Annotated in this window: 16 protein-coding genes; 10 read left to right on the forward strand and 6 right to left on the reverse strand. The window is 62.3% G+C overall.

Going from position 1 to position 10,653, the window contains the following annotated elements; translation table 11 throughout:
• Positions 1–55: 55 nt before the first annotated feature.
• A complete protein-coding gene (locus AC0L28_RS11735) occupies positions 56–826 on the reverse strand; it encodes an NIPSNAP family protein (RefSeq protein WP_473477487.1) in 771 nt (256 codons plus the stop codon).
• A gap of 95 nt (positions 827–921) precedes the next feature.
• On the opposite strand from AC0L28_RS11735, the gene AC0L28_RS11740 reads away from it, so the two are divergent.
• Entirely contained in the window at positions 922–1,587 is a 666-nt protein-coding gene (locus AC0L28_RS11740) for a TetR/AcrR family transcriptional regulator (protein WP_473477490.1), read from the forward strand.
• A gap of 37 nt (positions 1,588–1,624) precedes the next feature.
• On the opposite strand, the gene AC0L28_RS11745 is transcribed toward AC0L28_RS11740, so the two are convergent.
• On the reverse strand, positions 1,625–2,212 hold the full coding sequence (locus AC0L28_RS11745) for a hypothetical protein (RefSeq protein WP_128248407.1): 588 nt from the start codon (positions 2,210–2,212) through the stop codon (positions 1,625–1,627).
• A gap of 119 nt (positions 2,213–2,331) precedes the next feature.
• Between AC0L28_RS11745 and AC0L28_RS11750 the strand changes: the two genes are divergently transcribed.
• Entirely contained in the window at positions 2,332–3,462 is a 1,131-nt protein-coding gene (locus AC0L28_RS11750) for a metallophosphoesterase (RefSeq protein ID WP_473477492.1), read from the forward strand.
• Between the two features lie 69 nt (positions 3,463–3,531).
• Here the strand turns inward: AC0L28_RS11750 and AC0L28_RS11755 are convergent, their stop codons facing one another.
• A complete protein-coding gene (locus AC0L28_RS11755) occupies positions 3,532–3,711 on the reverse strand; it encodes a CsbD family protein (protein WP_091590669.1) in 180 nt (59 codons plus the stop codon).
• 99 nt (positions 3,712–3,810) lie between these two features.
• Between AC0L28_RS11755 and AC0L28_RS11760 the strand changes: the two genes are divergently transcribed.
• From AC0L28_RS11760 to AC0L28_RS11785, 6 genes are all read left to right on the forward strand, one after another.
• Positions 3,811–4,110 carry a hypothetical protein gene (locus tag AC0L28_RS11760; RefSeq protein ID WP_287260743.1) on the forward strand — a complete coding sequence of 100 codons (300 nt, stop codon included), beginning with the start codon at positions 3,811–3,813 and terminating at the stop codon, positions 4,108–4,110.
• Positions 4,111–4,280: 170 nt separating this feature from the next.
• Positions 4,281–4,490 (forward strand): cold-shock protein, encoded by a 210-nt coding sequence (locus tag AC0L28_RS11765; RefSeq protein ID WP_010915421.1) that lies wholly within the window; start codon positions 4,281–4,283, stop codon positions 4,488–4,490.
• Between the two features lie 347 nt (positions 4,491–4,837).
• On the forward strand, positions 4,838–5,065 hold the full coding sequence (locus tag AC0L28_RS11770; RefSeq protein WP_023800606.1) for a hypothetical protein: 228 nt from the start codon (positions 4,838–4,840) through the stop codon (positions 5,063–5,065).
• The gene (locus AC0L28_RS11775; protein WP_128169197.1) at positions 5,065–5,472 is read left to right on the forward strand and encodes a hypothetical protein; all 408 of its coding nucleotides are present in this window, start codon (positions 5,065–5,067) and stop codon (positions 5,470–5,472) included. The genes AC0L28_RS11770 and AC0L28_RS11775 overlap by 1 nt, the downstream gene beginning before the upstream one ends.
• Before the next feature lies 1 nt (position 5,473).
• Complete coding sequence (locus AC0L28_RS11780) at positions 5,474–5,641, forward strand: hypothetical protein (RefSeq protein WP_287120983.1); 168 nt, start codon at positions 5,474–5,476, stop codon at positions 5,639–5,641.
• Positions 5,642–5,646: 5 nt separating this feature from the next.
• Positions 5,647–6,030 carry a YkgJ family cysteine cluster protein gene (locus AC0L28_RS11785; protein WP_128169196.1) on the forward strand — a complete coding sequence of 128 codons (384 nt, stop codon included), beginning with the start codon at positions 5,647–5,649 and terminating at the stop codon, positions 6,028–6,030.
• Between the two features lie 136 nt (positions 6,031–6,166).
• On the opposite strand, the gene AC0L28_RS11790 is transcribed toward AC0L28_RS11785, so the two are convergent.
• A complete protein-coding gene (locus AC0L28_RS11790) occupies positions 6,167–7,471 on the reverse strand; it encodes a metal-dependent hydrolase family protein (RefSeq protein WP_287180326.1) in 1,305 nt (434 codons plus the stop codon).
• Positions 7,472–7,954: 483 nt separating this feature from the next.
• On the opposite strand from AC0L28_RS11790, the gene AC0L28_RS11795 reads away from it, so the two are divergent.
• A complete protein-coding gene (locus tag AC0L28_RS11795) occupies positions 7,955–8,566 on the forward strand; it encodes a LysE family translocator (RefSeq protein ID WP_128169194.1) in 612 nt (203 codons plus the stop codon).
• A gap of 11 nt (positions 8,567–8,577) precedes the next feature.
• Here AC0L28_RS11795 and AC0L28_RS11800 read toward each other — a convergent pair whose 3' ends face one another.
• Both AC0L28_RS11800 and AC0L28_RS11805 read right to left on the reverse strand, forming a co-directional pair.
• Entirely contained in the window at positions 8,578–8,964 is a 387-nt protein-coding gene (locus AC0L28_RS11800) for a nuclear transport factor 2 family protein (protein ID WP_128169193.1), read from the reverse strand.
• Between the two features lie 17 nt (positions 8,965–8,981).
• Positions 8,982–9,431, reverse strand: coding sequence for an OsmC family protein (locus tag AC0L28_RS11805; protein WP_023800599.1), 450 nt, complete (start codon positions 9,429–9,431; stop codon positions 8,982–8,984).
• A 115-nt stretch (positions 9,432–9,546) separates the two neighbouring features.
• On the opposite strand from AC0L28_RS11805, the gene AC0L28_RS11810 reads away from it, so the two are divergent.
• Positions 9,547–10,158 carry a TetR/AcrR family transcriptional regulator gene (locus AC0L28_RS11810; protein ID WP_128169192.1) on the forward strand — a complete coding sequence of 204 codons (612 nt, stop codon included), beginning with the start codon at positions 9,547–9,549 and terminating at the stop codon, positions 10,156–10,158.
• The last annotated feature ends 495 nt before the right edge of the window (positions 10,159–10,653 follow it).

The raw sequence follows: 10,653 nt of genomic DNA on the forward strand, positions 1-10,653 counted from the left end.
GCTTCAAGCGGAGATTGCGGGCGACAAGGATGCAAATCGGTTGAAGGAGCGCCTCTCACCGCCCAAGCAGCGACTGTGAGGTTGGAGATAGGCGCAGCGTTTCCGTCGGTCTGGCCAGGCTCGACTGCAATGCCTGCCAGGCCGGCGCCGCGGCAAGCGCGGCTTCAACGCTTTCGTGGGCGTCCGCGCTGTCGAAGGCGGCGACGCTGATGAAGACGTTTTCGCCTGATCGCACCGGCAGGCGGGGAAAGCTGTTTTCGGCATGTTCGGAGACAAACGCAGCAAGTGGCCGCGCGCCATGTGCCGCCAACACGGGAATCGCATCGGCTTCGAAGCGGCTGGCGAAGCCGGCTTCGGCGCCGGGCCGCAGATGATGAATCTTGATAGCAACAATATCCGACAAGCGATTGTCTCTGCTTGGCTTTTCGTGACCCGGCAAGGCCGCCCGTTGTGCGCCCGACAGTTCGAAGCCGGCGCCCGGCCATGCCGGTTTCAGCAACAGCACGTCGTCGGAGGAAATCATCGTGGCGTTGGCGGCGTCGCGCCAGGCGGCCCATACGGGTCCCTCATAGAAAGCGGTCAGTGCATTTTTCCGCGCGACCATGCCGTCGAAGCCGCGCAGCCAGATGAACATGTCGGGCCGGTCGAGATCGCGAAACTGACCGATGATGGTCATGTCAGCCGCTTCCTGACCCTCGATCAGATGACCGTCGAAGATGCCGATCAGCGTGTCGCGCCGCCCAGGTTTCAGCGTGTATTGCCTGAGTTCGACGACCGGCGAAGCGTTGAGGCCGGATTTCGACGCGGCATTCAGGGGCAGGCTCATCGCGCAATCTCCAAAACAGGGCATTCGTCCTGTTTTAAAAACAGACCGGTTGTCCTGTTTTGTCAATCTGCTATCGTTGGAAAATGTCAGCAGAGATGACCGCTCGCCCAAGGGGGCGGCCCGGCAAACGCACCAACGACCCGGAAGGCCTGCGCAAACGCGTGCTCGATGTCGCCGAAGCCTCCTTTCAGGCGCGCGGCTATCACGCTTCCAGCCTGGGCGACCTGATGGCCGCGGCAGGCGTCACCGGCGGCGCGCTGCATCATCACTTCCCGAACAAGAAGGCGCTGGCCCTGGCGGTGATCGAGGAGCGGGTCGCCGCGGCCGTCGAAGCAACATGGATCGCGCCGGTGCAGGCGGCAGGCTCGGCGCGCGAGGGCGTGCGCAGCGTGTTCGAGGCCGTGGCCGCGGAACTGGAGCAACAGGGTTTCGTGCGCGGCTGCCCGCTCAACAACCTGGCGCATGAGCTGTCGCTTGCCGATCCGGATTTCCGCACCGCTCTTGCCGGCATCTTTTCGGCGTGGCGCCAGGCGATCGCCGCCAAGGTCGGGGCCGACCAGCAAGCGGGCAGGGAGCAGGACACCGATCCGCAGCGTTTCGCGGCACTCGCGGTCGCCACCTATTCCGGCGCCATGTCGATGGCCAAGACGACGCAGGATTCTGCTGTGCTGCGCGATTGCCTGAACGCGCTGGAGCAGGGAGTTTCCTCAGCAAGAGCGAAGCGACGTCGCAGGGTGCTGCGGCAGTACAAAGCCTTTTGATGCCGGACCGCCAGTCGGCTCTCTGCCCTGCCGGGACTTAATTCGGCAGCGGTTTGATGACCTCGTAGCCGACCACGCTTTCGGCGTTGGTGCCCTCGTCATAGCGCCTGGCCAGAACGGCCTGCAGATCGGGCGCATAGAGCGCGGTGAATTCATCCTGGGTCTTGCCGGCCTCGTTCTTGATCGTCTGCCTGACCGCCAGCACGTTGTATTTGCAGTCGCCCAGGCTGAACGTCTCCTTGCCTTTTACGTTGATCTCGAGCGTCTCGGTGTCCTTCGGCTGTTTGTTTGCAGCGAGGCGGACGAAAACGGTCGTGCTTTTCGCCCCGGCCTTGAGCGGAAACAGCTTTCTGAGATCGGAAAACGGGATCATCGCAAGCTGACCGGTCTCGCTGTCGCGAAACACCTCGATCAGACCGCCGAACAGAAACTGCGTCTGCGGCGATTGGGATTGGTATTCGTTGGCGACCGACACCATTCCACCCGCCGCCGGTCGAAACTCGCTGTGGATGCCGGGCCTTTCGAGAATGAATCCGGCCTTGGCGGCTTTGGCGTCGATGCACTCGGCACCATGAGCGGCGCTCGCCAGGATGGTAAGTGCCGTTGCGATGGATATAGTCTTCATAGCGTTTGCCCGCGCAAGTTGAGTCCTGACCTGAAGCAATGCCAGACCTGCGGCAGCGTGTCGACATACCGTTCGCGGCAACTGGACGAAGAGGCGCCGGCTGTGCTGAATTTCACGCCATGAATCGCATCTCGGCAGGATCACTCTCCCGGCGCCGCTTCCTGACGCAGGGAGCAGGGTTGGCCGCGGCCGGCGTCCTTGCGCGACCGGCACTCGGACAGACCAGACAGCGCATTGCGCCTGTCGACGCCACCTTCCTGTTCGTCGCCGATGTCCATGCCTGCCGCATGGCCAGCGGGCTGAGCCCCAATTGCCACCAGGAAGGCAAGACCGACGCCGCCTTGCTGCGCAGCGTCGCCGCGTTGAACGCCATTGGCGAGAAGCACTGGCCGGCCGAAATCAACGGCATCGCCACCGGCCTGCGCTCAGCCGGCAGCCGCATCGACACGCCGCTCGGCCTCGTCGTCGGCGGCGACATGACCGACGACGGCGGCGGCCAAGTCATCCAGCCCAGCGAAGGCACGCAGTTGCTCCAGTTCAGCCAGCGTTTCCAGCAGGGCGTCGGCCCCGATCGCGTGCATGTGCCGGTCTATGTCGGCCTTGGCAACCACGATCTCGACCAGAACGGCCCGCCAAACCACGTCGACTGGTACCGCCGCGAAATGCGGGACTATGTCGAGGTCAACCATCGTGCCGGCGTGTTCTTCAAGCCGCCGGTGCCGGTGACCAGTTACGATGTCGACACCGACTGCTACTCGTGGGACTGGGGCGGCCTGCATCTCGTCCAGACGCACCGTTTCGCCGGCGACACCGGCCATGGCGCGGTCTCCGGCCTGCCATGGCTGAAGCAGGATCTGGCGACCTATGCAGCGGACGGCCGCCCCGTCATCCTGTTTCAGCACTATGGTTGGGATGTTTTCTCGATCGAACGGTGGGATGCCGCCAAAGGAACCTTCGACGATGAAGGCGCTGGTGCGCCGCACTGGTGGAGCGAGGCGGACCGGCAGGCGCTGCTGGCGGCGCTGAAGGGCTACAACGTCATCGGCATCTTCCATGGCCACCAGCACGAGACAGCGATGATCTACCGCGGCGATGGGCTCGACCTGTTCAAGCCGAAGGCCGCTTATATGGGCGGCTTCGCGCTGGCGCGGGTGAGCGGCGACAGCATGGACGTCGCGCTTGGCGAAGCCGTTGGCGACCATGGCGAGATCGCCTTCACCAACGCTTTCGCAAAGAGCCTGAATTTCTAACGGCAACTGAAGCAGACAGCGGACCGCTAAACCGCTTTCCTCATCGCTATCGAAACAGCAGCGCAGGGGTCAGATCACCTTCCTGAACTTGTCCTTGATGTCGCCATAGGCCTTCTGCATTTTGCCGGCGATCTTGTCGGCCACGCCCTCAGCCTGGACGCGCCTGTTGCCGGTGGCCTTGCCGGCGGCTTTCTTCACTGAGCCCTTGAGCTGCTTGGCTAGGCCCGCAATCTGACTCTTGTTCACCATGGCCGCATCTCCCGGAATCAATCTGCTATTTGGGAAACGGGTGGCTGGGTTTTCGGTTCCGGAGCCCTGCCTCGTCGGTCAATCAACAGGCCACGGCCTTTGGCCCTGACCGCCATGGCGATTGCTACTCGGCATAAAAGAACGCCCCTCGCGCGTTTTATTGCACGGGAGGCGTCCTTTGTGTCAGCCTTTCCTGAGATTGCTCTCATGAACTGCTGGCGATATTTAAAATGCACGGATGCCAAGATGGTTCCCGGCATGGCGCGATTTTTTACATTTTTAACAGCTGGCGCTGGGCCCGGTTTTCGGCGTCAGATCCGCCATCGAATTTGCCTGCGCAGCCAGCGTGCCGCCATCGGCCCGCCGACGACGAAAGCAGACTGCGAAGCAAAAAATTGACACGGCGCCAAAAGAAGTCTAAAAGAAATTCGTCGATATTTGTTTGACCGACTTTTGTTATCCGCGTGTCCAGGCGCGCCTTTGACGAACTTCCCCCATCAAAATCGAGACAAACGCTGTTGTGCATTCGCATGACGGCGAACGAATATTTGCCACGGAAAGGGTTCGTTATGAGCACAGGCACAGTTAAATGGTTCAATGCCACCAAGGGTTTCGGTTTTATTCAGCCTGACGACGGCTCGGCCGACGTTTTTGTCCACATCTCGGCCGTAGAGCGCGCCGGAATGCGCGACATCGTCGAGGGCCAGAAGCTCGGCTACGAGATGGTCCGCGACAACAAGTCGGGCAAGATGTCCGCCGATCAGTTGAAGGCGGCCTAAAACGGAATTCAGCCTCGCCGGTGACCACGGATGTACTGGCACCGGTGAACGGCTAATTCCAGCGCATGGCCCCGGAAACACCGGTTTCCGGAAAGGATCATGCGCAGAATGAGCAAGTGCACGCGCGTTCAACCGGACGCGCGGCGCTCCGGCGGAGGTCAGGCAATGCCTGGCCTTTTGCTTTTCGGGCGCCGCAAAAGTTCGAAAAGAGCACCGCGCGTTCGCTTGAACGTGCTAAGGATGCTCCAGCAATTTGAATCCGACTGCCGTATTGCTTTGTGCGTGGTCCTGGTCGAAAGACCAGTCTCGCCATTTTCGGCATTACGCTCCGAACCGGGAGAAAGACCTTGACCGCCACTTCGAAGAAATCCCGCGACCAGGCCGAATCCATCTTCAGCAAGACCCAGACCCAGTCCATGTCGCTCAACCGCATTATTTCCGAGCAGGATGCTGTCAGCCAGGCCCGGGAAGCCAAGACCGCTCGGCTGCGCGAACTGCGCCTGGAGAAAGAAGCCGACGAACTGGCTGCAGCCGCCGCGCTCGCGGCCGCGCCGAAGCGCGTGGGCAAACGCTGATGGCCACTAAGCGCGTCCCGCAAGAGGCGATCGCCGCCGACTCGACCATCGCCGATGTCGTGGGAGCCCTCGACAAGCCGGTCGAGTATGTCCGGCGCGTGCTCGAAAAGCTCGAGCGCTGCAAGCGCGCCCATGGCGATGCCCAGGTCAGGCTCGGCGTGCGTGGCCGCTCCGAATGCCCGAACTATCTGATCGAGTATGTCCGCGAAAATGCCAAGACCCGTGAGCGCGTCACCCATCAGGATGCCGCCTATAGCGGCAGCACGCATCGCGAACTGGCACCCCGGCACATCGAGGAGGCCAAGAACTGGTCGCCCGAGGAAATGAACATCACGGCGGTCTCGGCGCTGATCGGCCGGCTTCGCAACCCGAATGCACCATCATCGCGTTTCTCCGACGAGGATTGATATGGCCATAAAATTTTCCGCCAAGGATCAGCCGGCAGCAGCCGCTGCCACCGCAAAGCTGGCCAAGCCGGCCGCCGCGCCGAAAGCCGATGTTGCCGCCGAGGCAGCGACCGACCTGTTCAAGTCGCCGGCGGACGTGGCGTCGCGCAAGACCAGGAAGAAAAAATAGCGCCCTTGCCGCGAAGCGCCGACCTGAATCCCGTTGCCTCAGGGCTGCTCGCCCTGGCGAGCGCCGGGGACTTTTCGTCACTGGAGGAGCGCGCCGGGCCTCTCTTCGACTGCCAGAGCTGTGGCGCCTGCTGTTCCTATTCGGCCGAATGGCCGCGCTTCTCGACCGAAGATGACGCGCAGCTCGACCGGATCCCGCAGAAATATGTGGCTGCCGACGAAGCCGGCATGCGCTGCGACGGCGTGCGCTGCTCGGCACTTTCCGGCGAGGTCGGCAAGTCGACAATTTGCGGCATCTACGACGTCAGACCGGACGTCTGCCGCGCCTGCATGCCCGGTGGCGGCGATTGCCTGATGGCGCGCAAGGCACATGGTCTGCCGGCGCTGTGATAACGGGCCTCGATAGGTCTCAGTTTGAATTTCCACCTCGGGTGGGAAGCCGCCATTCCTGGTCGCTCGGCTGTGGAATGCCAGCGCTCTGCGGCCAGGCCATCGGATGCGTCGAGTAGAGACGGGCGGCTCAGTCTCACTGAGTCAGCGTGTTTTTGTAGATCAGGCCGTCCTTCATGATGATTTTGAAGTTGTTGGCAGGATCGGCCACCAGGTCGAGGTTCTCCAGCGGATTGCCTTCGACGAGCAGGAGGTCGGCGAGCGCGCCCTCTTCGATCACGCCGAGCTTTCCCGGATAGGGATTGCGAAGGCCCGACAGCGCGAGCAGCTCGGCATTGGTCCCGGTCGCCATGACGAGCGCTTCGGCAGGCGTGTACCAACGCGCAAGCGACGCCAGTATTGCTCCCTGCTGCTTCGCCAGCGCGCGGGAGAACAGGACATCGGTGCCCCATGCCGTCTTGATCTTGTATTTCTTCGCGAGTTCGTAGGTCCTGCCGATGCCCGGCCACACCTCATCGGCCTTGGCTCGCTCGACCGAACCCTCTCGGAGGCCTGTCCTCATCAATTCGGGAAGCGGCTGCAAGCTCAGCCAAACGTCCTTTTCGGCGATCAGCTTGGCGGTTGCCTCGTCCATGAGGAAGCCGTGTTCGATGCACTTGACGCCAGCCGCGACAGCCTTCCGGATCGCATCCGAGGTGAAGGCGTGCGCGGCGACGTAGGTGCCCCAATTCTCGGCAATTTCAACGGCGGCCCGCAGTTCGGGCTCGGTGAAGGTGGTGACGTCGAGCGGGCTGTGGGGCGACGACACTCCACCGCCGGCTGTCAGCTTCAGCAGCGCGGCCCCCTGCATGAATTGCTCGCGGGCACGCAAACGCACCTCGTCGGGGCTGTCCACGACTATGCTGCCGCCGTTCCTCTCCATGGGGGTGAACAAGCCGCCGATCGTCCGGGGCAAGTCGCTGAGCTGGCGGAAATCCCCATGCCCGCTGGTCACGGTGATCATGGCTCCGGACGGATAGATGCGCGGTCCCGCGATAATGCCTTGATCTATCGCGCGCTTGAGGCCGAACGCCGGTCCGCCCACATCGCGAACGGTGGTGAAGCCGCGCATCAGTGTATCCGTCGCCTCGTCGCCGGCCGCAAGATTGGCGAAGCCGATGTCGCCCATCGCCTCTGCCGGGGTGGATGCAATCAGCATTGCGTGCCAATGCGCATCGATCAGCCCCGGCATCAGCGTTCGCCCGTTGCCGGCGATGCGCTGCGCGCCCTCGGCCGCGATGGGACTTGTCGAAATCCGCGCAATCAGCTTGCCCTGCACCAGCACACTCGACGGAGCCGAGAGTGCGGCGCCCTTCCCGTCGAAGATGCGAACGTTTTCGAAAAGCACGTCATCGGCGCGCGCGCTGGCGCAAAGTCCAAGCAGGAGAGCCGCCGCAAGCATTTGTCTGCCAGAGCGAAGCATCGTGAAAACCGGGCGCGCAACAAAGAACAACACAGCGGCGCAGGACAGGGCATGCGCCACAACCTTGCCTTTCGTCAGCTCCTGCGATCCAACGGATTGGTGACACATGACGATTATCCCGCTTCAGGAGAGGTGGCCACGGCGCAAGGACAAGTTTGTAGCTTACACGGCATCGGGTCAAGAAGTGTTCCGGACTGGCACCGGACCGGCCTCGTTCGCAGCGAAGGTGGTGTCCAAAGTCAGGCCAATGCGATGATGGCAGGGCCAGCAGTGCAAGGGTTGCCTCAGGAAACGAGCTTACGAAACGTCGCCCACGGGAGTTGGTTTTAAAATCCCGCCGAGGGATACCGCCTTGGGTCGTGACCCGAAATTCGAAATGAGGCACTAACGGTCTTCGGGCTGGCTTGTGCCCGCGCGTTTCGCTGGCTACCTTGCCGGCGGCAGGTCACCGGAGGACGCATCGTGAGCATCGAATTCTTGTTGACGTCGCTGATCGTCGTGGCTTCGCCCGGCACCGGCGTTCTCTATACGCTGAGCGCCGGACTTTCGCGTGGCGCGCGCGCCAGCATCATCGCGGCTGTTGGTTGCACGCTCGGCATCATTCCGCACATGGCGGCCGCCATCACCGGTCTGGCGGCGCTGCTGCACACCAGCGCGCTCGCCTTCGAGACGCTGAAATATCTGGGCGTCGCCTATCTGCTCTACATGGCGTGGAACACGCTAAAGGAGAGCGGCAGCTTGAACGTCGGGCAGGATGTCGCGCCGCGCACGACCGGCAAGGTGATCACCTCAGGCATCCTCATCAACATCCTCAACCCGAAGCTGTCGATTTTCTTCTTCGCCTTCCTGCCGCAGTTCGTCAGCACCGCCGAACCGCATGCGCTGTCGAAGATGCTGGAGCTCAGCTCCGTCTTCATGCTTTTGACCTTCATCGTCTTTGTCGGCTACGGCATCTTCGCCGCCTCGATCCGCAGCCATGTCGTGTCGCGGCCGATGGTGCTCACCTGGATGCGCCGCACCTTCGCCGGCGCCTTCGTCGCGCTCGGCGCAAAACTGGCGCTGACCGAGCGGTAGAGCCGCCGGTGCTATCCCTTTACATATCCCATCGCTTCGACGATCAGCCCGTCCGCAACGCGCATCAGATTGACGCCACGGATGGAGTTGCCTTCGGCGGGCCAGTAGCGCCAACGGATTGTCGCCCGCTCACCGGCGACGAACGTTTCTTCAACGTCGAAGCGGGTGCCGGGTTCGCTGGCGATCGCCGACCACAGCCGCACGCATGCCTCACGGCCGGCATGGCGGGCCCCATCCGGCGCCGGCACGGTGTTTTCGATGACGCAGTCCTCGGCCACCAGCTCGGCGAGCGCCGACGGATCATGAAGCTGGAACACGTCGTTGAAGCGCCGGATGATATCGGCCGTCTGTCTGGATTGGTCGTCGGGATGGACGACAATGATGCTATCCCGTTTCATCTCGGTACCTCCTGATTTCATTTTTCCGCAGCGGCGGCCGTGACGAGGTCGGCCTTGAGCCTGATATCCGCCACGCCCGCCAAAGCCCGGGAGACGAGGCATGTTGCTTTCGCCGATTGGGCAAGGCGCTGGAATTCCTCGGGCGCCAGGCCCGGGATTTCGGCTTCCGTTTCGAGGTCGATGCGGGTGAGCGTCGGTCCGGCCGTGCTCGTGCCGAGATGCACCTTGGCGACGGTGTGAATCCCTACGGGGACATGGCCGCCGTTGCCCAGTATGGCGCTCAACGCCATTGAAAAGCAGCCGGCATGTGCCGCCGCAATCAATTCCTCGGGATTGGTGCCGGGACCGTTTTCGAAGCGCGACGGGAAGGAATAGGCGCCTTCGAAGACGCCGCTGCCGAGCCGCAGACGGCCCGAGCCTTCTTTCAACGAACCCTGCCATTGGGCCTCTGCTTCACGGATGGTCATTTTGTCGTTCTCCTCTTCGATGAAACGCCGAATATATAGACTGATCTAAATACTATATAGACCGATTGTCATATTCGGCGCAAGCCTATAAAGCTCACTCCTGACAGAGGTTGACATGGCGAACGACACCCGCATCCGCATGATCGAGGCGACGGCGCTGCTGCTGAGGCAGCGCGGCTATCACGGCACCTCGCTCAACGACATCTTGAGCGCCTCCGGTGCGCCGAGAGGATCGCTCTACTTTCATTTTCCGGGCGGCAAGGACCAATTGGTCATCGAGGTGACGCGCGACAGCGTGGACAAGGTGTCTCGATGGCTTGCCGAAGAGCTGACCGCCGAAATGGATCCGGCGGTGGCTGTCCACCACATCTACCAGTCGGTCGCACGCATGCTGGAGGACAACCAGTTCACGCTTGGCTGTCCGATCGCACCCGTGGTGCTGGACTCGCCGGCCGACGTGCCGGAGTTGGCCGAACTGTGCCGGTCGGCTTTTGAGCAATGGGTAGGCCTGCTGCAGGCGGCCTTCGTCAGGGCAGGGGTGCCTGAGCGCCGCGCCCGCGCCCTGGCGCTGCTTGTCGAATCGTCGCTGGAAGGGCTGATGGTGATCGCGCGCGCCAGCCGCGACCGCGCCCCGGTGCTGGCGGTGGCAGATGAAGTTGCTGCGCTGATTGAAGGTGCCTTGCCTGCCAAAGGGGAGCTGACACGGCGCATTGACGCCGCCTTCTGAGCCGGGCAGCCCGCTAAATAAAGCAAACAAAAAGGGCGCCTTTCGGCGCCCTTTCCGTGAATGCGAGGCAATGTTGGATTAGAAATCCATGCCGCCACTCAAGCCCGCTTGCGGGCTTGAGCAACTTAGATTCATGGGCGTGCTTATGGACTTCTTAGAAACCCATGCCGCCACTCAAGCCCGCTTGCGGGCTTGAGCAACTTAGATTCATGGGCGTGCTTATGGACTTCTTAGAATCCATGCCGCCACTCAAGCCCGCTTGCGGGCTTGAGCAACTTAGATTCATGGGCGTGCCTATGGACTTCTTAGAAGTCCATGCCGCCACTCAAGCCCGCTTGCGGGCTTGAGCAACTTAGATTCATGGGCGTGCTTATGGACTTCTTAGAAGTCCATGCCGCCCATGCCGCCCATGCCGCCCCCGCCCATGCCGCCTGGCATGCCGCCGCCAGCCGACTCCTTCTTCGGAGCCTCCGCGATCATGGCTTCGGTGGTGAC

Source organism: Mesorhizobium sp. WSM4847, assembly GCF_055811335.1.

Excerpts from the sequence above, each read along its gene's own strand:
- AC0L28_RS11735 (WP_473477487.1), bottom strand. The coding sequence starts at position 826 with ATGAGCCTGCCCCTGAATGCCGCGTCGAAATCCGGCCTCAACGCTTCG.
- AC0L28_RS11740 (WP_473477490.1), top strand. The coding sequence starts at position 922 with ATGACCGCTCGCCCAAGGGGGCGGCCCGGCAAACGCACCAACGACCCG.
- AC0L28_RS11745 (WP_128248407.1), bottom strand. The coding sequence starts at position 2,212 with ATGAAGACTATATCCATCGCAACGGCACTTACCATCCTGGCGAGCGCC.
- AC0L28_RS11750 (WP_473477492.1), top strand. The coding sequence starts at position 2,332 with ATGAATCGCATCTCGGCAGGATCACTCTCCCGGCGCCGCTTCCTGACG.
- AC0L28_RS11755 (WP_091590669.1), bottom strand. The coding sequence starts at position 3,711 with ATGGTGAACAAGAGTCAGATTGCGGGCCTAGCCAAGCAGCTCAAGGGC.
- AC0L28_RS11765 (WP_010915421.1), top strand. The coding sequence starts at position 4,281 with ATGAGCACAGGCACAGTTAAATGGTTCAATGCCACCAAGGGTTTCGGT.
- AC0L28_RS11775 (WP_128169197.1), top strand. The coding sequence starts at position 5,065 with ATGGCCACTAAGCGCGTCCCGCAAGAGGCGATCGCCGCCGACTCGACC.
- AC0L28_RS11780 (WP_287120983.1), top strand. The coding sequence starts at position 5,474 with ATGGCCATAAAATTTTCCGCCAAGGATCAGCCGGCAGCAGCCGCTGCC.
- AC0L28_RS11790 (WP_287180326.1), bottom strand. The coding sequence starts at position 7,471 with ATGCTTGCGGCGGCTCTCCTGCTTGGACTTTGCGCCAGCGCGCGCGCC.
- AC0L28_RS11800 (WP_128169193.1), bottom strand. The coding sequence starts at position 8,964 with ATGAAACGGGATAGCATCATTGTCGTCCATCCCGACGACCAATCCAGA.
- AC0L28_RS11805 (WP_023800599.1), bottom strand. The coding sequence starts at position 9,431 with ATGACCATCCGTGAAGCAGAGGCCCAATGGCAGGGTTCGTTGAAAGAA.
- AC0L28_RS11810 (WP_128169192.1), top strand. The coding sequence starts at position 9,547 with ATGGCGAACGACACCCGCATCCGCATGATCGAGGCGACGGCGCTGCTG.